Below are 25,579 nucleotides of genomic sequence, written 5' to 3'. Positions count from 1 at the left end.
GCAGTTGACCAGCATGAACGAGAGTGAACCGGGAGTCTTTGTGGCGGATTGTGGACACGTTTGTGGCCGCCGAGTATGGGCTGAGAATTTGCCGCTGACCGGCTTCGCGATGTCAGCGAGTGCGCGCGTGATTTTCATCACAATGCCGTCGGTGTGTGGGGCTCCCGATGTGCCCCCGAACACGACGGGGCGCCGCGGCCGAGACGAATCCCAGCCGCGGCGCTCCTGCTTCCCGCCGCGCTCACGCGCCGCGCACGCGCTCCTCGTAGGCCTTGCGCTTCTCGGCGTCGACGTCGTCGAGGAAGGCGCGTCCGGATCCGAGCGCGCGGCCGATGCCGTCACCGAGCGATTCCGGCAGCAGGCCGACGAACTGTGCGATGAACCCGGCCACCGCGGTCACCCTGACCTTCGACTTCGGCGCGACGATCAGCTTCGCGACGGCGTCGGCGATCTCCTCCGGCTCCGCGGCCCGCAGCAGCTTGGGCGCGGTGACGCCGGATCCGAGCTCGGTGTTGGTCAGCGTGGGCAGTACCGAGGAGAAGCGCACGCCGGTGCCGCGGTACTCCTCCCGCAGCGTGTCGGTGAAGCCGAGCACCGCGTGCTTGCTGGCGTTGTAGGTGGCCAGGCCGGGGATATGGGTCTCGCCGGCCAGTGAGGCGATGTTGATGATGTGCCCGCCGCCGCGCGGCAGCATCCGGCGCAGCGCCAGCTTGCAGCCCAGGATCACGCCGTAGACGTTGATGTCCAGGATCCGGCGGGTCAGCGGGTCCGGCTCGTCCACCAGCTTGCCGGTCGGCATGATGCCCGCGTTGTTGATCAGCACGTCGATCGGGCCGAGGGTGCGCTCCACCTCGTCGAGGAAGCCGTCGAACGACTCCTGATCGGTAACGTCGAGCTTGCCGTAGAGCTCGAAACCTCGTGCCGTGCCCGACTCCTTCACCGTGGTCTCGTCGATATCGCCGATCGCGATCTGCGCGCCGAGAGCCTGTAGCGCGGTCGCGGTGGCGAGTCCGATGCCGCGTGCACCACCGGTGATCACCACGACCTTGCCGCGGATCTGCTTCGCTTCGGTCACTTGTCGCCCCCTTTGAGCTTCAGCAGGGCCGGAAAGTCGAGGCGGCGCAGCCCGCGGGCGCCTGCCGCGCGCATGGCGCCGAGCGCGAACAGCAGCTTCGGCATCGAGTACGGGTACCAGAACAGTTCCTTCTGCTGCGTCGGCAGGATCGGCGTGGTGATCGCCTGCTGGCGGCAGTACTTGCGCACGCCGTTCGCGCCGCCCCAGCGGGCGCCGACGCCGGACAGCCCCCAGCCGCCCATGGGCAGGGCGTAGCTGAACAGGTTGGCGAAGACGTCGTTGATGTTGACCGCGCCCGCGTTCAGCTGCCGTGCGATCCGTTCGCCCCGCTCTTTGTCGCCGGTCCACACCGAGGCCGACAGGCCGTACACCGAGTCGTTGGCCAGCCGGATCGCCTCGGACTCGTCGGCCACCTTCATCACCGGCAGCGTCGGGCCGAAGGTCTCCTCGGTGACGCAGGACATGGTGTGGTCGACATCGACCAGCACGGTCGGCTCGAAGGCGGTGCCGAATCCGGCCCGCTTGCCCCCGGTGAGCACCTTGGCGCCCGCCGCGACGGCCTCGTCGACGTGGCGCTGCACGATGGCCGCCTGATTCTCGTTGGCCAGCGCTCCCACGTCGTATTTCGACTCGCGCCCGTCCAGGCCTTGGCGTAGCGCCTGCACATTGGCGGTGAGTTTGGCGACGAACTCGTCGTACACCGGCGCTTCGACGTACACCCGCTCCACGGAGATGCAGACCTGGCCGGAGTTGAACATGCCACCGAAGGCGATGCCGTGCGCGGCGCGATCCAGGTCGGCGTCGGCCAGGACGATCGCCGGATCCTTGCCGCCGAGTTCCAGGCTGTAGGGCACCATCCGTTCCACGCAGGCGGCGGCGATCTTGCGGCCGGTCGCGGTGGAACCGGTGAACTGGATGTAGTCGGCGTTGCCCACCACGGCCGCTCCGGTCGCGCCCGCGCCGGTGACCACCGCGAAGATCGGCGGCGCGCCGATCTCCGCCCAGCCTTTGGCCAGTTCGATCGCGGAGAGCGGGGTCACCTCGGAGGGCTTGAGGATGACGGCCGCCCCGGCCGCGAGCGCCGGGATCACGTCCATCACCGGCATGGCCAGCGGGAAGTTCCACGGCGTGATGACGCCGACCACCGGATAGGGTCGGTAGACAGTGGTCAAGCGCTTGACGCGGGCCAGCGGGCTGTGCGGCGACGGGTGGTCGTCGGCGAGGAACTTGGCCGCGCGGCGGGCGTAGTAGCCGATCAGATCGGTCGCGAAACCCGGATCGATCAGGGCGTCCACCCGGGGCTTGGCGGTCTCCGACTGCAGCACGGCGGCAAGGCGGTCGGTGTTGTCGATCAACCAGTCCTGAAACTTCAGCAGCCAGACCTTGCGCCCTTCGGGGCCGATCGCCTCCCACTCCGGCTGGTACAGCCGCAGTTCGCGGACCTTGGCCGCGACCGCGTCCGCGGTCTCGTCCGGCACCGTGCCGACGACCTCGCCCGTGCCGGGATTGCGCACTTCGATGACGGCGGGACCGTCTTTCTTCGCGGTCGTTTCGCGTGCCCGCGCCTTCTCGGTCGCGGGCGCTGGTTCGGTGTTGGTCACTGCTGTTCTCCCACTGACGTCGTGTTGAACCGCGGTCTGCTGACTGCTGTGAGGCAGGCCACTGAACTATGATCGTGACACAATCCGAACAGACTTTCTTGGCCCAGATCGTCAAGGAAAACGGGTGATTTTGTGTCCGTGAGACAAGCGGTGGTTCGGTATCCGCCGAGCCGAAGGAGAGGGCGATGACCGCTGGGCCTTCGCCGGGCGCCGCGGCCAGGCCGAGCCCCGCATCCGACGAAGTTCGCGACTGGCTCGCGGAGTACGTCTACGAGACGACGCGCGCCGAAGTGCTCGAACGCATCGTCACCCGGCTCGACGACGTGATCGTCGCGCGCATCCCCGAACTCGCCGATCGCGATATGCGCCGCGACCTCGCGGCCAGCACCAGGGCGCACGCCAGGATCGTGCTCAGCCGCCTGGCCAGCGATACCTTCGAGTTCTCACTCCCGGAGGAGGCGCACGCGTTCGCGCGCAGCGTGGCCAGGCGTGGTTTCGAGCTGCGGTTGCTGCTGCGGGTCTATCACGTGGGCATGGAGGCGGTGCTGGACTACATGACCGAGGTCGTCGAGCAGCGGCGGGCGACGCCGGAACTCGAACGCATGGTGCTGCTGCGGCTGTTCGAGCGGGCCACCAAGTGGATCAGCACGTCGGTCGAGTTGCTCACCGACACCTACATGGAGGAGCGCGAGCAGGTGCTGCGCGCCGCCTTCAACCGTCGCGCCGAGACCGTCCGAGCGCTGCTGGACGGCGAGCACGTGGACGTCGATCAGGCATCGGTGCGGCTCGGCTACCGGCTCTCCCAGCGGCACCTGGCCTTCGTGCTGTGGACCGACGAGCCGACCGGAGAACCCGCAGGCGCGGAGGCGGAGGCGACCGGACTGCTGGATCGGGTCGCGGCGCGGCTGGCCGCGGCACTTGGCAGCGCGCGGCTGCTCACCGTTCCCTCCGGCGCCAGCGCGATGTGGGCGTGGGCCGGATCGGACGACGGGGAACACGGCGCCGAACTCGCGGTGCCGGGCGAAGCGGAGCGGCTCACCGCGGCGCAGGTCGAGGCGCCGGTACGGGTGGCGTTCGGTGTGCCCGCCGCGGGGATCGCCGGTTTCCGTCGCAGTCATCGCGAAGCGGTCGCCGCGCGGCAGGTCGCGGAGCGCGCACCCGCGGGCGGGCGGCGCGTCACCGGGTATCGAACGGTGGAGATCGCCTATCTGGCCGGTGCGGACGAAGCGGCCATGCGAGGACTGGTCGAGCGGGAACTGGGCGCGCTGGCGGCGCGCGACGGGAACGCCGCACGGCTGCGCGAGACGCTGCACGCCTATCTGCGCAGCCAACGCAGCCCGGAGGCCACCGCGAAGGTGCTCGGCGTACACAAGAACACGGTCCGCTACCGCGTGCAGCGGATCGAACAGCTATTGGGATATCCGATCGAAGAGCGCGGGCTGCCGCTGGAGATCGCGCTGGTGTGCGTCGCCGTCTACGGCGCCGACGCACTGCCCTGAACCGGCCGCCTGTCTACTCTCCCGCCGCGGCCTCCCGTGCGGCGATCCGGCGCAGCGGCGGTTCGGTGGTCGGGGCCACCCTGCGGTCGGGTAACTCGGCGAGCAAGGTGGTGGTCGCGTTTGCGATGGCCGCGACGGCCTTGTCGACGGCCGGTTTGGTGGTCGAGCTCAGGCCGGACACGCCACCGACCTTGCGCACGTACTGCAGTGCGGCGGCATAGATTTCCTGCTCGGTTGCGGCAGGCTCCAGACCACGCAGGACGGTGATGTTTCTACACATGCGAGCACACTAGCCCCAGATCACGACATGCGTCAGCGCAAGAACCAACCGAGTCCGAAATCGATTCGCCCGGCGGACGCGCCCACGGTCCGGCGTCGCGACCGACATAGGTGGCCATCCGCGAATCCCGCGCGTACCCCGCGCGGGATGGGGAACAATCGGGGCATGTCTTCGCGCGGCGTACCCACCTTGACGACCTTTCCGTACGCGGAGCTGGACGAGCGGGAGGAAGACCACTGGTCCGGCGCCGCGGTATCCGACGACGAACTGCGGGCGCTGGCCCTCGGCGCCTTCTACTCCGCGCGCTGGGACGCCTTCCACGACGCGCTGCTGCTCGGCCCGGAACGCGCGCATCCGCTCGGTGACCGGCGTGAACTGGCCATCGACACGCTCACCGGGGCATGGGGCATCACCGATGGCACCGAGGCGCAGGCGTCGATGGAGCAGTTGCTCGACGGCATGCACGCCCCGCTCTACGCGCTGGTGCACCCGCTGGTGACGGCCTCGATCAACGCAAGTGAGCGCGATCGCTTCGGTGAGCGCGCCGACCGGCACCGGGCGTTCCTGCGGCAGGTCGGAGCGTTCCGGGGGATGGACAATCCCGAGGCGCTGGTCCGCGACTACGACATCTGGTCGCAGGCGATCAAGATCGGATTCACCGACCATCTGGCCCGGCCGCTGCCGGGCGACATCCACGCCTGGGATCTGGCCAGGGTCGTCGCGGTGGCCAGGATGGCCTACACGGCCGGGTACCTCGACGCCGACGTGGCCTGGAGTTATCTGGCGCGCGCCCTGCCGCTGGCTCAGAGCAAGTACCGCAACTGGCGCCAGTTCGGCGACGCCTACCTCACCGGCTGGACCTATTGGCAGGCCTGCGAGGACTTGGCCGAGCTGAAGAACGGCGGCGTCGACCGCCGCAAGGAGCTGCTGCGGCTGTGGCTGCGTCCGACCAGCCCGTGGCGGCGGATCGCGCTGAACTCAGCTCCCGTCGGGGAGTGAACGCAGGATTCCGCGACCGTAACGTTGGAACTGCGCGTCGTCGACCATGCCGAGGGAGTGTCGCTCGACCAGCAGTTCCCACTCCGAATACAGCTGCGCCACACCGGGATCCGCAGGGCCCGCGGCGCCGTCGGCGGACTCCCGGCGTACCGCGAAGTTCACCGCGCAGATGACCCGCTCGGTGTCGGCGCGGTCGGCGCCCGCGAATTGCAGCGTGCGACTGCCGTCGTGTACCTCGGCGCCGGTCGCGCCGCGCCCGGGGCCGATCTCGCCGCGCCCCGCGGTGGGGGTATCGGTCACGCGCGCCCATAAGACCACGGGAATCGGGAGTTCGTACGCGTACCGGCTGTCGCCGATCGCGATGAACAGCAACCGCGTCGTCGTGGCGGCGAGCAGGCCGGAGCCGCTGCCCGCCGGAGGGTGCGCGACCGCGACGGCGGTCTCCAGGACGTACTCGTCCGGCGTCACGTAACGATGCAGAGCCGCTATCGCATGCTTCGCCTCACGGCGCGGCGACATCCTGCGCGTCGCCCGTTCCACGTCCGCGCGGGTGGGGCCGCCACGTCCCCAGGTGGGGGTGGGCGGGCGCAGGTCCGGCGCCGCCACGTCGATGCGCTGGGTGGCCAGGATGTGCGCGTTGATGCGGTCGACGATCTCGGTGGCCGCGGGAACGTCGTGCTCGGCGATGATCACCGGAAGGGGCGTGCGGTCCGCGGGGACGCCGGTGAGCACGGGCGTCGGGTAGCGCAGATAGATCTCGATCACCACCGCGTCGTCCGCGCGCCGGTTCAGCCGGACCTTCAGCAGGTCGGAGACCGGGACATCGAGCACGCGCTCGCCGTCGGACCCGGGTCGCAAGACGATCAACCTGCCGCGGCCGTGACGCAGTATCGCTGTGGGTGTTCGTAACTCGACTATGTCCATACCCCCTGCGCTCGTGTCTGGTCTGCGGCGCTCCCGGGGCCTTTCGTGGTGTGCGAGCTACCGCCTACGTGCCCGTCGCTCGCGCCGCGATGTTGTGTCGTCGCTCACGATAGGCCGAACATGCCATGATTGTTGCCACTTGGAGGAAGCCGAACCGGAGACATCGGGAACCACCGTCGATCCCCGGCCGTTTACCTCTTTAACTGCACCTGCAGCCGAACTACGCGATGTATCGAGTAGACCGTACGCGGTAACGTGGCTTGTCCGCATCCGAACCCCTGCGGAACCGGACGCGCCAGACGCATCGCTAGGCAAGAACCGGAGACACCGGAAAGGACTGGCCGCCCCGGCCGACGCTCTATGAACCGCAAGACAGTGTTTCGCACCCTGGCCATAGTCTCGGGCATCTTGCTCGTGATCTATGCGTTCAGCTACTTCGGCAACGACACGCGGGGCTGGAAGAGCGTCGATACATCGGTTGCCCTGAGCCAGCTCGAGAACAAGAGCAACGTCCAGAACGTCCAGATCGATGATCGCGAGCAGCAGCTGCGCATCGAGCTGAAGGACGGCAACGACGCCACCGGCGGACAGAACAAGATCATCGCGAAGTATCCGGGCGGTAGCGAGACCTCCGCCCAGATCTTCTCGGCCGTGAAGAACTCCGGCGCCCCGTACAACACCGTGGTCAAGCAGGAGAGCTGGTTCACCCAGATCCTGCTGTTCGTGCTGCCGATGGTCATCCTGCTCGGCCTGTTCATCTTCGTGATGGCCCGCATGCAGGGCGGCGGCCGCGGCGGCATGATGGGCTTCGGCAAGTCGAAGGCCAAGCAGCTGTCCAAGGACATGCCCAAGACCACGTTCGCCGACGTGGCCGGAGCCGACGAGGCGGTCGAGGAACTCTACGAGATCAAGGACTTCCTGCAGAACCCGGTCCGCTACCAGGCCCTCGGCGCCAAGATCCCCAAGGGCGTGCTGCTCTACGGTCCGCCAGGCACCGGTAAGACCCTGCTGGCCCGTGCCGTCGCGGGCGAGGCAGGCGTGCCGTTCTTCACCATCTCCGGTTCGGACTTCGTGGAGATGTTCGTCGGCGTCGGCGCCTCCCGCGTGCGCGACCTGTTCGAGCAGGCCAAGCAGAACAGCCCCTGCATCATCTTCGTCGACGAGATCGACGCGGTCGGCCGCCAGCGCGGCGCGGGCCTCGGCGGCGGTCACGACGAGCGCGAGCAGACCCTCAACCAGCTGCTGGTGGAGATGGACGGCTTCGGCGACCGCACCGGCATCATCCTGATCGCCGCCACCAACCGCCCCGACATCCTCGACCCGGCGCTGCTGCGTCCCGGCCGCTTCGACCGGCAGATCCCGGTCGGCAATCCGGACCTCGCCGGTCGCCGCGCCATCCTGCGCGTGCACTCGCAGGGCAAGCCGATCTCCCCGGATGCCGATCTGGACGGCCTGGCCAAGCGCACCGTCGGCATGTCCGGCGCGGACCTCGCCAACGTCATCAACGAGGCCGCGCTGCTCACCGCCCGGGAGCACGGCGCGGTGATCACCGGCGAATCGCTGGAGGAGTCGGTCGACCGCGTGATCGGCGGCCCGCGCCGCAAGAGCCGGATCATCAGCGAGCACGAGAAGAAGATCACCGCTTATCACGAGGGCGGCCACACCTTGGCCGCCTGGGCGATGCCGGACATCGAGCCGGTCTACAAGGTCACCATCCTGGCGCGCGGTCGCACCGGCGGCCACGCCATGACGGTGCCCGAGGACGACAAGGGCCTGATGACCCGCTCGGAGATGATCGCCCGCCTGGTCATGGCGATGGGCGGCCGCGCGGCCGAGGAACTGGTGTTCCACGAGCCGACCACCGGCGCGTCCTCCGATATCGACCAGGCAACCAAGATCGCCCGGGCGATGGTCACCGAGTACGGGATGAGCGCCCGGCTCGGCGCGGTCCGCTACGGCCAGGAGCAGGGCGACCCGTTCCTCGGCCGCTCGATGGGCATGGGTTCGGAGTACTCGCACGAGGTGGCGGGCGCGATCGACGTGGAGGTGCGCAACCTGATCGAGGCCGCGCACACCGAGGCGTGGGCGATCCTGAACGAGTACCGCGACGTGCTCGACGACCTGGCCACCGCGTTGTTGGAGCGGGAGACGCTGCACCGCAAGGATCTCGAGCAGATCCTCGCCTCCGTGCAGAAGCGCCCGCGGATCACCGCGTTCAACGATTTCGGCGAGCGCGTCCCCTCGGACAAGCCGCCGGTGAAGACCCCGGGCGAGCTGGCCGCCGAGCGCGGCGAGTCGTGGCCGCCGGAGCCGGTGGTGAAGCCGGTGGCCGCGTCCGCGCAGCGCGAGCCGCAGCCCGCCAACGGGTATCCGCCGCACGAGAGCGGTTACGGCGCTCCGCCGCAGTACCCCCGCCCGTCCGCGCCCGGCTACCCGCTGCCGCAGGCGCCCGCTCCGGCCTATCCGCGCCAGGGCACGCACGGTTCGCGGCCGGACTACGGCGCTCCGGCGGGCTGGTCCGCTCCCGGCTGGCCGCCGCGCGACGAGCCACAGCAGGGTCAGCCCGGCTGGGGCGATCCGCAGCAGCCGCGGCACGGCTATCAGCCGTGGGGTCCGCAGGGTTCGCCCGAAGGCGGCTACGACAGGGACGGGTACGGCGACCACGGCGGTTACGACGAGCCGCGCCGGACGAATCCGAACGGCGAGGGCGACGGTGATTGGGATGGACCGAACGGTCGTCACTGACCTGTGACGATTAGGCTCGACCATCTGGGGTGCCGAGAGATTGCCGGCGCCCGGGGAGTTTGGAGGTGTCCTCGATTGTCGGCCAACGAGTATGGCGGTGGTCACACCCTCGCCGAACTGGACAGTGCGGAGCACAACGGCATCGACATCGGCCTGTCGGAGCCGGGCCTCGTGGCACTGGAAACGGGCAGGTCGTTCGATCAGGCGCGAGCCGAAGCGGCGGTACGGGAGTTGCTGATCGCCGTCGGTGAGGACCCGGACCGGCCCGGCCTGCTCGACACGCCCGCCCGGGTCGCGCGGGCCTACCGGGAGACGTTCGCCGGGCTCTATGTGGAACCGGATTCCGTGCTCAACACCACGTTCGACGAGGGCCATCAGGAACTCGTACTGGTCAGGGACATTCCGATGTACTCCACCTGTGAGCACCACTTGGTGTCCTTCCACGGTGTCGCCCATGTCGGGTACATCCCCGGTCCGCACGGCCGGGTCACCGGCCTGTCCAAACTCGCCCGCCTGGTCGACCTGTACGCCAAGCGCCCGCAGGTGCAGGAGCGGCTGACCAGCCAGATCGCCGACGCGGTGATGCGCAAGCTGGACCCGAGGGGAGCGATCGTCGTGGTCGAGGCCGAGCACCTCTGCATGGCGATGCGCGGCATCCGCAAGCCGGGCGCGAGCACGACCACCTCCGCGGTGCGTGGACTGCTGCAGTCCAACGCCGCCTCGCGCGCCGAGGCGCTCGATCTGATCCTGCGGAAGTGAGCGGGCCCGCGGTGTCCGAACCGAGGCGCTTCGAGAGCCTCGCCGCCCGCGACGGGCGCTCGTGTGTGGTGATGGGTGTGGTGAACGTCACCAGCGATTCGTTCTCCGACGGCGGGCGATACCTCGATCCCGAGCTGGCCATCGCGCACGGCGTTCGGCTGCACGCCGCGGGCGCGGACGTCATCGACGTCGGCGGCGAGTCGACCAGGCCGGGCGCGGTCCGCGTCGACGCGGCGACCGAGACCGCACGGGTGACACCGGTCATCCGCGGACTGGTCGCGGCGGGCGTGCCGACCAGCGTGGACACCATGCGCGCCGCCGTCGCCGAAGCCGCGATCGAAGCCGGGGTGTCGGTGGTGAACGACGTCTCCGGCGGCCGCGCCGATGCCGACATGGTGCGCGTGGTCGCCTCCGCGCGGGTCCCGTGGATCCTCATGCACTGGCGGGCGGGCGCCGACTACCGGCACACCGGACCGGCGGACCACTACGACGACGTGGTCGCGGAAGTGCTCGCCGAGTTGACCGCGCAAGTGGACTCGGCCGTCGCCGCGGGCGTGGAGTCGTCCCGGCTGATTCTCGACCCCGGCTTGGGCTTCGCGAAGAACGCCGAACACAACTGGGCTCTGCTCGGCGCGCTGCCGGAATTGGTCGCGCAGGGGCTCCCGGTCCTGATCGGGGCGTCTCGCAAGCGTTTTCTCGGCTCCCTGCTCGCCGACGAGGCGGGGCCGCGTCCACCGGACGGCAGGGAGACGGCCACCGCGACCATCTCGGCGCTCGCCGCGGTGCACGGCGCGTGGGGTGTGCGGGTGCACGACGTGCGCGCCTCGCTGGACGCCATCACGGTCACCGACGCGTGGCAGAATGCCGCACGGCAGCGCGCCGAACAGCACGACACCGCCCGATCCAGTGCGCAAGGAGCTCGACGATGAGCCGGTCCCCGATCCACGCCGAAGACGAGGCGCCGCCGGGTGATTCGGCGATCCGGCGCGGCGCCGACCGCATCGAGTTGCGCGGCCTGCGCGCCTACGGGCACCACGGCGTGTTCGAGCACGAGCGCCGCGACGGCCAGGAGTTCCTGGTCGACCTGACGGTATGGGTGGACTTCGACGTGGCCGCGGCGTCCGACGACCTGGCGGCCACCGTGGACTACGGCGCGTTGGCCGAACGCGCGGTGCGCATCGTCCAGGGTCCGCCGCGCAATCTCATCGAGACGGTGGTCTCGGAGATCGCCGACGATGTCATGACCGATCCGCGGATCCGGTCGGTCGAGGTGGTGTTGCACAAGCCGTCCGCGCCGATCCCGCACACGTTCGCCGATGTGCGGGTGATCACCTCGCGTCACCGGGGGGAGCCCGTCGGATGAGCGAGCGGAACTGCGGCGCGGTGTTTTTCACCGTGCCGGGCGCCGCGGAGGTGCGCCGATGACCCGTGCCGTGCTGTCCATCGGTTCCAATCTGGGTGATCGGCTCGCGCATCTGCGCAGCGTCCTGGACGGGTTCGGCCATCGCGTGCTGGCGGTCTCCGCCGTGTATTCGACCGCGCCCTGGGGTGGTGTCCCGCAGGGGGACTATCTCAATGCCGCTGTGCTGGTAGAGGATCCGGCCTTCGGCTGCGCCGACTGGCTGCGTCGCGGGCAGGAGCTGGAGCAGGCCTCGGGACGGGTGCGTGAAGTGCGCTGGGGCGCACGCACACTCGACGTGGACGTGGTGTGGTGCGCCGAACTGCGCGGCGGTGAGCCGGTCGCGTGCCGTAGCGCCGACCCGGATCTCATCCTGCCGCACCCGCAGGCGCATCGGCGCGCCTTCGTGCTGGCGCCGTGGCTGGACGTGATGCCGGACGCGGTGCTCGAGGTCGACGGCGTGCCGCACGCTGTCGCGGATCTGCTGGCCGGGCTCGATCCGGACGAACGCGCCGGGGTGCGTCGCACCGAGTTCTCGCTGACGGGCGCGCCGTCGTGAAACTGAAGCCGACTCGCGTACTCGACCTCGTGGCGAACGTGCTGATCGCCGCGATCGTCGCGTGGATCGCCACCCGGGTGGCCTATGACAGCTTCCCGCCGATCTCGATCTTCGCGGGCGCCTCGCTGTATCCGGTGGCCGCGATCGAAGCTGTGCTCGCTTTCGTCATCCGGGCGCGGGTCAACGATCACCAGATCGGCGATGGACGTCACCAGTTGCATCCGATCACGGCGGCCCGCGCCGTCGCGTTGGCCAAGGCGTCGGCGCAGGTCGGTTCGATCGCCGCGGGTATCTGGCTCGGATTCCTGTGCTGGGTCCTCCCGCAGCGCGGCACCTTGCGCGCGGCCGCGGCCGACAGTCCCGGCGCGATCGTCGGGATGCTGGCGGGCTTCGCTTTGGTTGCTGCGGCCCTCTGGCTGGAGTACTGCTGCCGGGCGCCGGAGGATCCCACCGACGATGCGGCAACTACATAGCTAGTTTCACGAACTTAATCACAAAACCGGAATCTGGGCGTGGCCGAAGCAATTGGCTACCCTGGCTGGCATGGTTTCACCCTCCCGTAGCAGCACTTCCCGTGGACGGCGGGACGACGCGGGAAAATTATTCGTCGGCGTCCTGATCGTGCTCGGTCTGGTTGCCAGTGTTTTCCTGATCTTCAGCAACAGTGTCGAGTTCGTACGGGTAGGTCTGGTCGCGGCCCTGTGGGCCGCGGCGATCGGGGCTCTTGCTGCGACGAAGTACCGCAAAGAGGCGACGATCGACAAGGCGAAGGTCCGCGATCTGCAAACCGTCTACGCGTTGCAGCTGGAGCGTGAGGTCACCGCGCGCCGCGAGTACGAGCTCGGTGTGGAGGCGCGGGTCCGCGAGGAGGTGGGCGCCGACGCGACCGAACTCGCGGCCTTGCGCGCGGAGCTCACCGTGCTGCGGCAGAGCCTGCAGCGGCTGTTCGACGGCGATCTGCCGATGGATCGCCCCGCGTTGCGCGCCGACGCGACCAGGATCCAGGAGCTGACCAGCTCCGGCACGGAATCGGGGAACAATAGCTCCGCGAATGCCGGGATGTGGTCGATGTTCGCCGACCAGCAACCGCGTAGCAGTATGACGCCGATCTTCGAGCCCGACCATCCCGAGCCACCGGTCTTCGCCAGCCCCTTCGATGATCCGGTCACCGCGGAGACCGCCGTCGTCTCCCTCGACGACGCCGACCAGGCCGACGCTGAGCGGGCGCGCTACGCCGAGCCGCGCGGCTGGGCCGACGCCTTCACCGAGACGGTGGACGAGGAGCCGCTGGACGAGCCACCCACCCAGCCCGCCGCACGGCCCCAGCCGACGCCGGAACCGGCCTCTCGGCCGGCCTCAGCGCCCGCCATGGGCACGCCGAGCGCGCGCAGGCGCCGCCGGGCGGAAAGCGACGACGAGACGCCGTCGCGTCGTCTCTCGGTCGCGGAGATCATGGCCAACCTGCAATCGGAGGAGCGGGACCGCCGGTGAGCGGAGCCGGGGCCCGGCCCGGTACTGCGGCCTAGATCACGCGGACACCCCGTGGCGGCGGCGAAGCACCTGTAGATATCCTCTTGGCGTACCGTCCGGTACCCGCATGGCGGGACTGGAACGACATCGAGAGGACAACGTTGACCTCGAGAAGCGTGAATTCCGACAACGCTGATTCGGGCTACGACCCCGCGCCCGCACGCCTGACGGTGGGAATCGTCTCGGCGGGACGCGTGGGCTCGGCATTGGGCGTCGCACTCGAGCGAGCCGGACACGTCGTGTTCGGCGTCTGCGCGATCTCCGACGCGTCGGTGCGGCGTGCCCGGACCCGGCTGCCCGATTCGGAGATCCTGCCGATCGAACAGGTGGCCGCCCGCAGCGAGCTGCTGTTGCTGGCCGTGCCCGACGCCGAGCTTCCCGGCCTGGTTCGCGGTCTGGCCGGTGCGGAAGTCGTCCGTCCCGGCACCATCGTCGCGCACACGTCCGGCGCGAACGGCGTCGGCGTACTCGCGCCCCTGGCCGAGATCGGCGCGCTTCCGCTGGCCATCCACCCGGCCATGACCTTCACCGGACACGACGAGGACGTGAACCGCCTCGGCAACGCGTGCTTCGGCATCACCGCCGCCGATGAGGTCGGCTACGCCATCGCGCAGTCGCTGGTGATCGAGATGGGCGGCGAGCCGGTGCGGGTGCCGGAGGAGAACCGGCCGCTGTACCACGCCGCGCTCGCGCACGGCAGCAATCACCTGGTCACGGTGATCGTCGACGCGGTGGCCGCGTTGCGCGCCGCCCTGGCCGGCCCCGGCTTGATGGGCCAGCAGCTGGTGGACGAGCAGCCCAACGGCCTGGCCGAGCGTCTGCTCGCGCCCCTGGCATCGGCGGCGCTGGACAACGCGTTGCGGCGCGGCCAGTCCGCGCTGACCGGCCCGGTCGCCCGTGGTGACGCGGACGCGGTGGCCGCGCACCTGACCGCGCTGGCGTCGGTCGACGCCAGGCTGGCCGAGGCGTATCGCGCGCTGTCGCTGCGCACGGCGGAACGCGCGGGCACCGCCCCCGCCGTCATCGAACTGCTGGAAGGACGCTGATGTTGGACCCGAAACTGCGCGGCGCCTACCGGCCCGGTGCGCTGACCGTCCACCACGATCCCGCCGTGCTCGGCGCGGTGTCCGCCGCGCTGCGCGGCGTCGGCCGTACCGTCGCGCTGGTGCCGACCATGGGTGCGCTGCACGAGGGCCACCTGGAGATCGTGCGGCTGGCCAAGCGGACCAACCAGGTGGTCATCGTCTCGATCTTCGTCAACCCGTTGCAGTTCGGGGCGAACGAAGACCTGGACAAGTACCCACGCACGCTGGACGCCGACGTCGAGTTGTTGCGCGCGGAGGGTGTCGAGCTGGTGTTCGCGCCCAGCGCGTCCGACATGTATCCGGACGGCCCGCGGACCACGGTGCAGCCAGGCCCGCTCGGCGCGGAGCTGGAAGGGGCGAGCCGCCCGACCCATTTCGCGGGCATGCTCACCGTGGTCGCCAAGCTCCTGCAGATCGCGCGGCCGACCGAGGCGTTCTTCGGCGAGAAGGACTACCAGCAGCTCACGTTGATCCGGCAGATGGTCCGCGACCTGAACTTCGACGTGAAGATCACGCCGGTGGTCACCGTCCGTGAGGCCGACGGCCTGGCCATGTCCTCGCGGAACCGTTATCTCGACCCCGTGCAGCGCGAATCGGCGCTCGCCTTGTCGGCCGCCCTGTCGGCGGGCAAGCACGCGGGCGGACTCGGCGGCGACGCGGTGCTCGCGGCCGCCCGTCAGGTGCTCGACGCCGTGCCCGGCGTGGACGTCGACTACCTGGAATTGCGCTCGGCCACCCTGGGCCCCGCCCCGGCCGCGGGCAACGCCAGATTGCTGATCGCGGCCAGGGTGGGCACTACCCGGCTCATCGACAACATCGCCGTCACGCTCGGCGCTCCGATCGACGGCCATCCCAACGTCTCCGGTTCGCGGCCCGCCGTGGACCCCCGGTCCGTTCCGGCGGTGTCGAATCCCGCCCCGCTTCCTCCCGCGAACTAGAAAGGTCGACGCAATGCTGCGCACCATGATGAAGTCGAAGATCCACCGTGCCACCGTGACGCACGCCGACCTGCACTACGTCGGTTCGGTCACCGTGGACCAGGACCTGCTCGACGCCGCCGATCTGCTGGAAGGCGAGCAGGTCTGCATCGTCGACATCGACAACGGCGCCCGCCTGGAGACCTACGTGATCGCCGGTGAGCGGGGTTCGGGGGTGATCGGGATCAACGGCGCCGCGGCCCACCTGGTGCATCCCGGCGACCTCGTCATCCTGATCGCCTACGGCCAGCTGAACGAGCAGGAGCTGAAGGAATACGACCCCAAGGTCGTCTTCGTCGACGAGCGCAACCGCCCGGTCGAGCTCGGTTCGGACCCGGCGCACGCACCGGAGGGCTCGGGCCTGACCTCGCCGCGCTCGCTGTCGTTCGTCTGAACAGCGGCGACCGGACATGTTGCTGACCATCGATGTCCGCAATACGAGTATCGAACTCGGCTTGTTCTCCGGTTCCGGAGAGCATTCGAAACTGGTGCGCCACTGGCGTATCCACACCAATCCGTTGCTGACCGCCGACGAATTCGCCATGCAGGTGCGCGGGTTGGTCGGCGCGCAACTGGACGAGGTGATCGGCGTCTCGGCGCTTTCGACGGTGCCGCCCGTGCTGCGCGAACTGCGCGGCATGCTCGGCCAATACTGGGCACACGTTCCGCACGTGTTGGTGGAACCCGGTGTGCGCACCGGGATTCCGCTGCTGGTGGACAATCCGAAAGAAGTCGGCGCCGACCGCATCGTCAATTGCCTGGCCGCCTACCAGCGGTATTCCGGGCCCGCGATCGTCGTCGATTTCGGCACGGCGATCTGCGTCGATCTGGTGTCGAAGAAGGGTGAGTTTCTCGGCGGGATCATCGCACCCGGTGTGGAGATCTCCACGGAAGCCCTGGTAGAACGCAGTGCGCTGCGGCGGGCGGAGTTGACCAGGCCACGGTCGGTGCTGGGGAAGAACAGCATGGAATGCATGCAGTCCGGCGCGGTATTCGGTTTCGCCGGACTGGTCGACGGCCTGATCGATCGGATTCGTGACGAGTTCGACGCCTTTGCCGGCGACGATGTCGCGGTGGTGGCGACCGGCGCGACCGCGCCGCTGATCGTCCCGGAATCGGAAACGATCGACGACCACGATCCGCATCTCACGTTGACCGGCCTGCGGCTCGTATACGAACGCAACCAGCGGCGCAAGGGAAATGTCTGATATGCGCGGTGTTGGATTCGTCGCAGGCCAGGGACTTGTCGACACCGCGTCGCATGCTGTTAAACTCCCTCTCGTGACTTTCTTCGTGAGCACCCAGGAGTGTTGTCGAGGCTGACGTGCCTCGACCGATCGAGGCTGAGTTCCCGCCCTCGACCGTTACCTTCCTCCTGGAGATTCGCTCATGCGTTCTTCTGTTCTTTCCCTTTCTTCCGCGCGTACGGCGCTGTCGGCTACTCCGCCGGTGGAACGCTCGGTGGCACCCGCTCTGCCCACTCGGCTGCGCCCGGCCGATCTGCTGCGGCTGACCGACGAGGGCGCCGAGGACGTGCTCGCCGGTCGCTATGACCACCTGCTTCCAGCTGACGGGACATGGCCGCACGACGAGCGCTGGGCGACCAGGCTGCTCTCCGACGACGAGGTCGACGTCTGGTTGATCAGCTGGACGCCGGGCAAGTCGACCGAGCTGCACGACCATGCCGGGTCGCTCGGCGCGCTCACTGTGCTCAGCGGCGCGTTATCCGAATACCGCTGGAACGGAACGGAATTGCGTTGCCGTACGCTCGCGGCGGGTGACCAGGCCTCGTTCCCGATCGGCTGGGTGCACGACGTCATGCGGGCGCCCGCCGACGTGCCCGGCGCCGTCGAATCCGCGGGCCCGCTCGATCCGACGCTCAGCGTGCACGCCTATTCCCCGCCGCTCACCGCCATGTCGTATTACGAGGTGACCGGCCACGGCACCCTGCGGCGCACCCGAACCGTCCTCACCGACCAGCCCGAAGGTGACATGTGATGACCCGTTTGACCATCGATCAGATGCTCGAGAACGCACGGGCGCAACTCGACCGGATCTATGCCTTCGAATTGCCGGAAGCCATCGAGCGGGGCGCCATTCTGGTGGATATCCGGCCGCAGGCGCAACGCGGACGCGAGGGCACCTTGCCCGGCGCCTTGGTGATCGAGCGCAATGTCCTGGAATGGCGGCTGGACCCCACCAGTTCGGCCCGCTTGGCGCTGGCCGCCGATCACGACGTGGAATGGATCGTCGTCTGCTCCGAGGGCTATACCTCCAGCTTGGCCGCCGCCGCCCTGCAGCAACTCGGGCTGCACCGGGCGACCGATCTGGTGGGTGGTTACCAGGCGTTGAAGGCGGCCGGGCTGTTGAACGTCGCCGTCGGGGCGTCGCACTTCGTGCGTGAGGCCGAGGCGCTCGCCTCGCTGTAATTTCCCCGCCAACACTTCCATCTCGAAATAGCCGGGCGCGCAGGTGTTTTCGCACACACTATGATGCGCACCGGCTATTTCGGGTCTCCGGGACGTGGACCGGGACGTCCCGGGCGGTGCGCCGCATCGATACCGTTTCGTTACTCCGGGTCGGAGTCCGGGCGGCGCGCAAAACGATTTCCGGTGCACGCTAGGGTTGTTCGATGTGAGCACCCCGAACTCTGCCTCTTCGACCGCATCGACATCGGATTCGCGGCCCGCTGTGGCGCCCGCCGCCGACGATGCCCCGGAGCAGATACGGATTCGCCGGGAGAAGCGGGAGCGGCTGCTCGCGGCCGGTGGCGAGGCGTATCCCGTCGTCGTGCCGCGTACGCATACCCTGGCGGAAATTCGGGCCGCATATCCGGACCTGGCCGCCGACACCTCCACCGGACAAGAGGTGGGCGTCGCCGGGCGCGTCATATTCCTGCGTAATACCGGCAAGTTGTGTTTCGCGACACTGCAGGAAGGCGACGGCACCAAGCTGCAGGCGATGATCAGTCTGAACGGGGTCGGCGCGGACGCGCTTGCCGCCTGGAAGGCGGACGTCGACCTCGGTGACTTCGTTTTCGTGCACGGTGAGGTCATCTCTTCGCGAACCGGGGAACTGAGCGTCATGGCCGATTCCTGGTTCATGGCGGCGAAGGCTCTGCGGCCGCTGCCGGTGGCGCACAAGGAGATGAACGAGGAGTCGCGGGTCCGGCAGCGTTATGTCGACTTGATCGTGCGCCCTGAGGCCAGGGAGATGGCCCGTACCCGCATCGCCGTGGTGCGCGCGCTGCGCAACGCGCTCGAGCGCAGGGGCTTTCTCGAGGTGGAGACGCCGATGCTGCAGACGCTGCACGGCGGCGCCGCGGCCCGGCCGTTCGTCACCCATTCCAATGCCCTCGACATGGACCTCTTCCTGCGCATCGCGCCCGAGTTGTTCCTGAAGCGCTGCGTGGTCGGCGGCTTGGAGCGGGTCTTCGAGATCAACCGGAACTTCCGCAACGAGGGGGCGGACTCCACGCATTCCCCCGAGTTCGCGATGCTGGAGACGTACCAGGCTTACGGCACCTATGACGACTCGGCGGTGATGACCCGGGAATTGGTGCAGGAAGTGGCGCAGGAGGCGTTCGGCACGCAGGTGGTGACCCTGGCCGACGGCACCGAATACGATCTCCGTGGCGAGTGGGCCACCGTCGAGATGTACCCGTCGCTGTCCGATGCGCTGGGTGTGCAGGTCACTCCGGAAACATCGGTCGCCGAATTGCGCGCACTCGCGGATCGGGTCGGTCTGGAAATTCCGGAGGGCAAGGGCTACGGTCACGGGAAACTCGTCGAGGAACTTTGGGAACACCAGTATGGTGACAAGCTGTACGCACCGACTTTCGTGCGCGACTTCCCGGTGGAGACATCCCCGTTGACCAGGCAGCATCGCAGCACCGCCGGCGTCACGGAGAAGTGGGACCTCTATGTGCGCGGCTTCGAGTTGGCCACGGGCTATTCGGAGTTGGTCGACCCGGTGATCCAGCGGGAGCGGTTCGTCGACCAGGCCAGGTTGGCCGCGCAGGGTGACGACGAGGCGATGGTGCTGGACGAGGACTTCCTCGCCGCGATGGAGCACGGCATGCCGCCGACGACCGGAACGGGTATGGGAATCGATCGGTTGTTGATGGCGTTGACGGGTTTGGGAATCCGAGAAACGATACTGTTCCCAATTGTGCGTCCGGTCACCAGGTGACCACTGGATTGCAAAGCAGCGGCTCCGTCTTGGAATTTCCGGAATTCGAGGTATTCTTGCCTCGGGTAATCGGCCTAGTATGCGGGTCGCACGATTTCGAGAGGACGTTCATCTCATGGCAAAGAAGGTCACCGTTAGCCTGATCGACGATGTCGACGGTGAGTCCATCGCAGACGAGACCATCGAGTTTGCGATCGACGGTGTGTCGTACGAGATCGACCTGTCGTCGGCAAATGCGGCTAAGCTGCGCGACGGTTTGGAGGAGTGGGTTTCGAATGCGCGCCGGGTCAGCGGCCGGCGCCGGGTCAAGGCCGCCGCGGCCGCAACGGGCACGCCGAAGAGCCGGGTCTCGATCGATCGGGAACAAAGCGCCGCAATTCGTGAGTGGGCGCGCCGTAATGGACACAAGGTGTCCGCGCGGGGCCGCATCTCCGCCGACATCACCGACGCGTACAACAAGGCCGCGAAGGGATAGTTCTTTTTCCGGCCGCCGTCCCGGCGAATCGTGCGACGTCGGGACGGCGGTCTTGTTTGTGATAGGGCTTCGATATAGCAGCGAGACCGGTTCGCACGGTGGCCCGTCACGGCGGATGAATCGATCTTGCTCGTGGTACCGGGAAGCGGCACCATGGAAGCGTGCGAAGGTCACTGGCGGTATGGAGAGGTGAGGTATCGGCGCAGTGACAGGATTCGTCGGATCATTCTTGCGGTTCACCGATGACGCCGGTCGGCAGCAGGAGCTCACGCTCACGCCCGACCGCGGCCGCGTCACCATCGGTCGCTCCCCGCATGCCGATCTCGCCCTGAGCTGGGACGCAGAAGTGTCCCGGCTACACGCCGCGGTCGAATACCTGGGTGCGCACTGGACCATCGTGGACGACGGCCTCTCCCGCAACGGCACTTTCGTCAACGGGGACCGGCTGGTCGGCCGCCGCAGACTGATGGCGGGCGACGTCATCCGGGTCGGTACGTCTCGGGTGTCCTTTCACGACTTCGGCGGCGTGTCCGACGACATCACCCGCACCTCCACCGGCTCGATACCCACCGCGCGGTCGCTCACCGAAACGCAGCGCTCGGTCCTGGTCGCGCTGTGCCGCCCGTACAAGCACGGCGCGGGTTTCGCCACTCCCGCCTCGAATCAGCAGATCGCCGAGGAGTTGTTCCTCAGCGTCGACGCGATCAAGACCCATCTACGCGCGTTGTTCGCCAAGTTCGGGGTGGAGGATCTGCCGCAGAACCAGAAGCGGGTGCGGCTGGCTGGACTGGCCATGCAGAGTGGGCTCATTTCCGATCGGGACCTGTGAGACGTCCACCGTAGACGCTCGCTCATCCGATCGAGCTTCTCGACCATGGAGAGTCACGGCGGCGACGGCTTGACTCGGAGACGAGCGACCGGGGCGATGGCTCCGGCCGGTTTCCGAAGCAGGAGGAAGTCATGACCGCCACACGTCTCGCCGCACTGGTGCTCGCCACACTGGCTACGGGCCTGGTCGCGGGCCTTTTCTACGCGTACGCCAATTCGGTGATGCCCGCGCTGGCCCGCACCGACGATCGCGCGATGATCGACGCGATGCAGAAGATCAACGTGGTGATCATCAATCCCTGGTTCATGATCGGCTTCCTCGGCACGGTGGGGTTCACCATCCTGGCCGCGGCGCTGCATCTGGGACGTGAGCACCGGAGCACGCTGATCTGGATCGGCCTGGCTCTGGTGCTCAACGTGATCGCCTTCGCCGTGACCTCCGGGCTGAATGTTCCGCTCAACGACCAACTGGCCGCCGCCGGCGACCCGGCGTCGATCGCCGACCCGGCGGCGGTGCGCGCCGATTTCGAATCCGCCTGGGTGCGTTGGAACATCGTGCGTGGCGTCTTCCACACGCTGGCCTTCCTGGTGCTGTGCGGTGCGCTGTTCGTCGCGGGAATCCAGCAGGGGAAGGCATCCGCCGCGGCGGCGCCGGGCCGGATCGCCGCAGGCGAGTACGCGGCGCCGTACCCGTCCGGCGCGTCGGCCTTCGGTCAGAGCTAGTTTCCGCAACGACCCGCCGGAATCTGCGCCGTCTGGGCCACTCCGTGCGGTAGCTTCCCCGAAGACGATCCGGACCGGGAGGCTATCGTGCGGCGTGTCCCAGGCTTTTCGTTGTTCATCGTTCTGCTCGCCGCGGTGTGCGCCACCGCGGGCGCTGCGCACGCGCAGGAGCGATATCCGGTCGAGTTCAACTTCTTCGCGGGCATTCCCGCCGAACTGTCCAATCCGGGTGGTTCGCTGCCCGGCACCAACGACTGGTCGTGCCGGCCGAACTCCGAGCACCCGAACCCCGTGGTCCTCGTCCACGGCACGGGCGGTGGCGCACAGACGAATTGGGGCGTGTACGCGCCGCTGCTGGCCAACGAGGGCTACTGCGTGTACTCGGCCACGTTCGGCGCTTACGACCTGCCGTGGCCCGCGTCGGCCATCGGGGGCATGCTCCCGATCGAGCAGAGCGCGGCCCAGCTCGCCGCCTTCGTAGACCGGGTGCGCGCCGCGACCGGTGCGCACAAGGTCGACCTCATCGGCCATTCCCAGGGCAACTTCATCGGCAACTACTTCGTCAAACGGCTCGCGGGCGCGGGCAAGGTGGACAAGATGGTCGGTCTGGCCCCGCCGTGGCAAGGCTCGAACGCGTACGGCATGGCGGACCTGAACGCGTTCGGCACACGCCTCGGCCTCGGTCCGCTGTTCGACGCCGTGGCCGGATCGCCGTGCAATGCCTGCAGGCAGGTGTTGCAAGGGTCGGAGTTCGTTCGCGAACTCAACGCGGACGGCGTCTACCACCCCGACGTGACCTACACCAATATCGCGACCCAGCTGGACGAACTGGTGGTGCCGTACACCTCCGGCCTGGTCACCGGCCCCCATGTGACCAACATCGTGGTTCAGGACGGCTGCGCGACGGACTACTCTGGGCATACGGGCATAGCGGGCAGCAAGAGGGCCGCGACCTACGTGCTCAACGCGCTCGATCCCGCTCATCAACGCCCGGTGCCCTGCGGTTTCGTCGACCCGTACACGGGGTAGGCAGCCGAGGTCGTACGTGTGCGGCGCAGATCCGGTCGGCGGACGGTTTGTTCGCTGAGGGCAAAACCCGGCCGGAAACGAATCCCGCGACGCCCACGTTATGAGTGAATGACCGTGCTGTCGCCGGTCGGCAATAGGGTGGACCGGCGGCGGTGGCATCCCCCGCCAACTAGAGTGGAGGCGGGGGCCGCAACCCCCGGGCTTCATGGCAGGCTGACGCCCACGGTTGTTGTACACAGCACACTGCGGCGTCTGTTGCCAGAATGTCGGAGCAGGAGAGTGAGGGAGCGATGTTCGAGAGGTTCACCGACCGCGCGAGGCGTGTCGTTGTCCTGGCCCAGGAAGAGGCCCGGATGCTCAACCACAACTACATCGGCACCGAGCACATCCTGCTGGGGCTGATTCACGAGGGTGAGGGCGTCGCGGCCAAGTCGCTGGAGTCGCTCGGCATTTCGCTGGAAGGCGTGCGTAGCCAGGTGGAGGAGATCATCGGCCAGGGCCAGCAGGCCCCGTCCGGTCATATCCCGTTCACCCCGCGCGCCAAGAAGGTGCTGGAGCTGAGCCTTCGCGAAGCGCTGCAGCTCGGCCACAACTACATCGGCACCGAGCACATCCTGCTCGGCCTCATCCGTGAGGGCGAGGGCGTGGCGGCGCAGGTGCTGGTGAAGCTGGGCGCCGATCTCAACCGTGTGCGCCAGCAGGTCATCCAGTTGCTGTCGGGATATCAGGGCAAGGAGCCGGTCGAATCCGGTTCGCGCGGCGAGGCGGGCACACCGTCGACCTCGCTCGTGCTCGACCAGTTCGGTCGCAACCTGACCCAGGCCGCGCTCGAGGGCAAGCTCGATCCGGTCATCGGCCGCTCGAAAGAGATCGAGCGGGTCATGCAGGTGCTCAGCCGCCGTACCAAGAACAACCCGGTGCTGATCGGCGAGCCCGGCGTCGGCAAGACCGCCGTCGTCGAAGGGCTCGCGCAGGCCATCGTCAACGGCGAGGTCCCCGAGACGCTGAAGGACAAGCAGCTCTACACCCTCGACCTGGGCTCCCTGGTCGCGGGCAGCCGCTACCGCGGTGACTTCGAAGAGCGCCTGAAGAAGGTGCTCAAGGAGATCAACACCCGCGGCGACATCATCCTGTTCATCGACGAGCTGCACACGCTGGTCGGTGCGGGCGCCGCCGAGGGCGCCATCGACGCGGCCTCGATCCTGAAGCCGAAGCTGGCCCGCGGCGAGCTGCAGACCATCGGCGCGACCACCCTCGACGAGTACCGCAAGTACATCGAGAAGGACGCCGCCCTGGAGCGCCGGTTCCAGCCGGTGCAGGTGGGCGAGCCGACCGTCGAGCACACCATCAACATCCTCAAGGGTCTGCGCGACCGCTACGAGGCGCACCACCGGGTCTCCATCACCGACGGCGCGTTGGTGGCCGCCGCCACCCTGGCCGACCGCTACATCAACGACCGGTTCCTGCCGGACAAGGCGATCGACCTGATCGACGAGGCGGGCGCGCGGATGCGCATCCGTCGCATGACCGCTCCGCCGGACCTGCGCGAGTTCGACGACAAGATCGCCGAGGCGCGCCGGGAGAAGGAGTCCGCGATCGACGCGCAGGACTTCGAGAAGGCCGCGCGGCTGCGCGACAAGGAGAAGCAGCTCGTCGCCAAGCGGGCAGAGCGGGAGAAGCAGTGGCGTTCGGGTGATCTGGACGTCGTGGCCGAGGTCGACGACGAGCAGATCGCCGAGGTGCTGGCGAACTGGACCGGTATTCCGGTGTTCAAGCTCACCGAGGAGGAGACCACCCGTCTGCTCCGTATGGAAGACGAGCTGCACAAGCGGATCATCGGCCAGGAGGACGCGGTCAAGGCCGTCTCCAAGGCCATCCGCCGCACTCGTGCCGGCCTGAAGGATCCGAAGCGTCCGTCCGGCTCGTTCATCTTCGCCGGCCCGTCCGGCGTCGGTAAGACCGAGCTGTCCAAGGCGCTGGCGAACTTCCTGTTCGGCGACGACGACGCGCTCATCCAGATCGACATGGGCGAGTTCCACGACCGCTTCACCGCTTCGCGGCTGTTCGGTGCCCCTCCGGGCTACGTCGGCTACGAAGAGGGCGGCCAGCTCACCGAGAAGGTGCGCCGCAAGCCGTTCTCGGTCGTGCTGTTCGACGAGATCGAGAAGGCCCACCAGGAGATCTACAACACCCTGTTGCAGGTCCTGGAGGACGGTCGCCTGACCGATGGCCAGGGCCGTACCGTGGACTTCAAGAACACGGTGCTGATCTTCACCTCGAACCTCGGCACCTCGGACATCTCGAAGGCCGTCGGTCTCGGGTTCACCCAGTCGAACAACGAGGGCTCGAACTACGAGCGGATGAAGCTCAAGGTCAACGACGAGCTGAAGAAGCACTTCCGGCCGGAGTTCCTCAACCGCATCGACGACGTGATCGTCTTCCACCAGCTCACCAACGAGCAGATCGTCGAGATGGTGGACCTGATGATCGGCCGCGTCGCCACGCAGCTGAAGAACAAGGACATGGCGATCGAGCTCACCCCGAACGCCAAGAACCTGCTGGCGAAGCGTGGCTTCGATCCCGTGCTCGGTGCCCGGCCGCTGCGCCGCACCATCCAGCGCGAGATCGAGGACCAGCTGTCGGAGAAGATCCTCTTCGGCGAGATCGGGCCGGGCCAGACCATCCAGGTCGACGTCGAGGGCTGGGACGGCGAGGGCTCCGGCGAAGACGCGAAGTTCACCTTCACCGGTAAGGCGAAGCTGACCAAGGCCGCGAGCGAGGAGAAGCCCGAAGTCGTGCTGACGGGCGCGACGGAAGGCTCCACCGAGGCCGCCTCGGGCGAGTAAGCCGCAACCGAAAAGCCCGTGCCCACCTGTGGGCACGGGCTTTTTCGTATTCGGT

Annotated in this window: 25 protein-coding genes; 21 read left to right on the top strand and 4 right to left on the bottom strand. The window is 68.1% G+C overall.

Annotated features, from left to right (window positions below):
- Positions 1–241: 241 nt before the first annotated feature.
- A complete protein-coding gene (locus tag ACIA5H_RS06955; protein WP_397074444.1) occupies positions 242–1,075 on the bottom strand; it encodes an SDR family oxidoreductase in 834 nt (277 codons plus the stop codon).
- The gene (locus ACIA5H_RS06950; RefSeq protein ID WP_397074442.1) at positions 1,072–2,676 is read right to left on the bottom strand and encodes an aldehyde dehydrogenase family protein; all 1,605 of its coding nucleotides are present in this window, start codon (positions 2,674–2,676) and stop codon (positions 1,072–1,074) included. Before ACIA5H_RS06950 ends, ACIA5H_RS06955 begins: the two co-directional genes overlap by 4 nt.
- Before the next feature lie 185 nt (positions 2,677–2,861).
- Between ACIA5H_RS06950 and ACIA5H_RS06945 the strand changes: the two genes are divergently transcribed.
- Entirely contained in the window at positions 2,862–4,175 is a 1,314-nt protein-coding gene (locus ACIA5H_RS06945; protein WP_397074440.1) for a PucR family transcriptional regulator, read from the top strand.
- Between the two features lie 13 nt (positions 4,176–4,188).
- On the opposite strand, the gene ACIA5H_RS06940 is transcribed toward ACIA5H_RS06945, so the two are convergent.
- Positions 4,189–4,455, bottom strand: coding sequence for a DUF2277 domain-containing protein (locus ACIA5H_RS06940; RefSeq protein WP_067794607.1), 267 nt, complete (start codon positions 4,453–4,455; stop codon positions 4,189–4,191).
- Between the two features lie 165 nt (positions 4,456–4,620).
- On the opposite strand from ACIA5H_RS06940, the gene ACIA5H_RS06935 reads away from it, so the two are divergent.
- Complete coding sequence (locus tag ACIA5H_RS06935) at positions 4,621–5,454, top strand: DUF1266 domain-containing protein (RefSeq protein ID WP_355079160.1); 834 nt, start codon at positions 4,621–4,623, stop codon at positions 5,452–5,454.
- Here the strand turns inward: ACIA5H_RS06935 and ACIA5H_RS06930 are convergent.
- Positions 5,434–6,312, bottom strand: a complete 879-nt coding sequence (locus ACIA5H_RS06930; protein ID WP_397074437.1) for a hypothetical protein — start codon at positions 6,310–6,312, stop codon at positions 5,434–5,436. The two genes, ACIA5H_RS06935 and ACIA5H_RS06930, sit on opposite strands and share 21 nt — an antisense overlap.
- 426 nt (positions 6,313–6,738) lie before the next feature.
- Between ACIA5H_RS06930 and ftsH the strand changes: the two genes are divergently transcribed.
- The 19 genes from ftsH (at position 6,739) to ACIA5H_RS06835 (ending at position 25,524) form a co-directional block, all read left to right on the top strand.
- Positions 6,739–9,123, top strand: coding sequence for an ATP-dependent zinc metalloprotease FtsH (gene ftsH, locus ACIA5H_RS06925; protein ID WP_355079156.1), 2,385 nt, complete (start codon positions 6,739–6,741; stop codon positions 9,121–9,123).
- A 117-nt stretch (positions 9,124–9,240) separates the two neighbouring features.
- On the top strand, positions 9,241–9,882 hold the full coding sequence (gene folE / locus ACIA5H_RS06920) for a GTP cyclohydrolase I FolE (protein WP_379250824.1): 642 nt from the start codon (positions 9,241–9,243) through the stop codon (positions 9,880–9,882).
- A gap of 71 nt (positions 9,883–9,953) precedes the next feature.
- The gene (gene folP, locus ACIA5H_RS06915) at positions 9,954–10,811 is read left to right on the top strand and encodes a dihydropteroate synthase (protein WP_355079264.1); all 858 of its coding nucleotides are present in this window, start codon (positions 9,954–9,956) and stop codon (positions 10,809–10,811) included.
- Complete coding sequence (gene folB / locus ACIA5H_RS06910; protein WP_356963547.1) at positions 10,808–11,245, top strand: dihydroneopterin aldolase; 438 nt, start codon at positions 10,808–10,810, stop codon at positions 11,243–11,245. Before folP ends, folB begins: the two co-directional genes overlap by 4 nt.
- 58 nt (positions 11,246–11,303) lie before the next feature.
- Entirely contained in the window at positions 11,304–11,840 is a 537-nt protein-coding gene (gene folK / locus ACIA5H_RS06905; RefSeq protein WP_355079152.1) for a 2-amino-4-hydroxy-6-hydroxymethyldihydropteridine diphosphokinase, read from the top strand.
- 2 nt (positions 11,841–11,842) lie between these two features.
- Entirely contained in the window at positions 11,843–12,313 is a 471-nt protein-coding gene (locus ACIA5H_RS06900; protein WP_379250826.1) for a DUF3180 domain-containing protein, read from the top strand.
- A gap of 70 nt (positions 12,314–12,383) precedes the next feature.
- The gene (locus tag ACIA5H_RS06895; protein WP_397074434.1) at positions 12,384–13,331 is read left to right on the top strand and encodes a DUF6779 domain-containing protein; all 948 of its coding nucleotides are present in this window, start codon (positions 12,384–12,386) and stop codon (positions 13,329–13,331) included.
- A 140-nt stretch (positions 13,332–13,471) separates the two neighbouring features.
- Positions 13,472–14,416, top strand: a complete 945-nt coding sequence (locus ACIA5H_RS06890) for a Rossmann-like and DUF2520 domain-containing protein (RefSeq protein WP_397074432.1) — start codon at positions 13,472–13,474, stop codon at positions 14,414–14,416.
- A complete protein-coding gene (gene panC / locus ACIA5H_RS06885) occupies positions 14,416–15,393 on the top strand; it encodes a pantoate--beta-alanine ligase (RefSeq protein WP_356963551.1) in 978 nt (325 codons plus the stop codon). Before ACIA5H_RS06890 ends, panC begins: the two co-directional genes overlap by 1 nt.
- A gap of 13 nt (positions 15,394–15,406) precedes the next feature.
- Positions 15,407–15,826 (top strand): aspartate 1-decarboxylase, encoded by a 420-nt coding sequence (gene panD, locus ACIA5H_RS06880; protein WP_355079144.1) that lies wholly within the window; start codon positions 15,407–15,409, stop codon positions 15,824–15,826.
- A gap of 16 nt (positions 15,827–15,842) precedes the next feature.
- Positions 15,843–16,640: a type III pantothenate kinase gene (locus ACIA5H_RS06875; protein WP_379250245.1), complete on the top strand. Its 798-nt coding sequence runs from the start codon at positions 15,843–15,845 to the stop codon at positions 16,638–16,640.
- A gap of 181 nt (positions 16,641–16,821) precedes the next feature.
- On the top strand, positions 16,822–17,430 hold the full coding sequence (locus ACIA5H_RS06870; protein ID WP_356963552.1) for a cysteine dioxygenase family protein: 609 nt from the start codon (positions 16,822–16,824) through the stop codon (positions 17,428–17,430).
- 8 nt (positions 17,431–17,438) lie between these two features.
- Positions 17,439–17,861, top strand: coding sequence for a rhodanese-like domain-containing protein (locus ACIA5H_RS06865; RefSeq protein ID WP_355079260.1), 423 nt, complete (start codon positions 17,439–17,441; stop codon positions 17,859–17,861).
- Positions 17,862–18,123: 262 nt separating this feature from the next.
- Positions 18,124–19,623 (top strand): lysine--tRNA ligase, encoded by a 1,500-nt coding sequence (lysS, locus tag ACIA5H_RS06860; RefSeq protein WP_355079258.1) that lies wholly within the window; start codon positions 18,124–18,126, stop codon positions 19,621–19,623.
- Between the two features lie 115 nt (positions 19,624–19,738).
- Entirely contained in the window at positions 19,739–20,098 is a 360-nt protein-coding gene (locus ACIA5H_RS06855) for an Lsr2 family protein (protein WP_039794672.1), read from the top strand.
- Positions 20,099–20,327: 229 nt separating this feature from the next.
- The gene (locus tag ACIA5H_RS06850; RefSeq protein ID WP_355079137.1) at positions 20,328–20,927 is read left to right on the top strand and encodes an FHA domain-containing protein; all 600 of its coding nucleotides are present in this window, start codon (positions 20,328–20,330) and stop codon (positions 20,925–20,927) included.
- A gap of 131 nt (positions 20,928–21,058) precedes the next feature.
- Positions 21,059–21,649, top strand: coding sequence for an anthrone oxygenase family protein (locus tag ACIA5H_RS06845; protein ID WP_364436058.1), 591 nt, complete (start codon positions 21,059–21,061; stop codon positions 21,647–21,649).
- A gap of 87 nt (positions 21,650–21,736) precedes the next feature.
- The gene (locus tag ACIA5H_RS06840) at positions 21,737–22,678 is read left to right on the top strand and encodes an esterase/lipase family protein (RefSeq protein WP_379250250.1); all 942 of its coding nucleotides are present in this window, start codon (positions 21,737–21,739) and stop codon (positions 22,676–22,678) included.
- A gap of 290 nt (positions 22,679–22,968) precedes the next feature.
- Entirely contained in the window at positions 22,969–25,524 is a 2,556-nt protein-coding gene (locus ACIA5H_RS06835) for an ATP-dependent Clp protease ATP-binding subunit (RefSeq protein WP_379250252.1), read from the top strand.
- Positions 25,525–25,579: the final 55 nt, after the last annotated feature.

This window comes from Nocardia sp. NPDC051900 (assembly GCF_044452545.1).
Lineage (GTDB): Bacteria > Actinomycetota > Actinomycetes > Mycobacteriales > Mycobacteriaceae > Nocardia > Nocardia sichangensis.
This window is presented reverse-complemented; position numbering and strand designations above follow the sequence as displayed.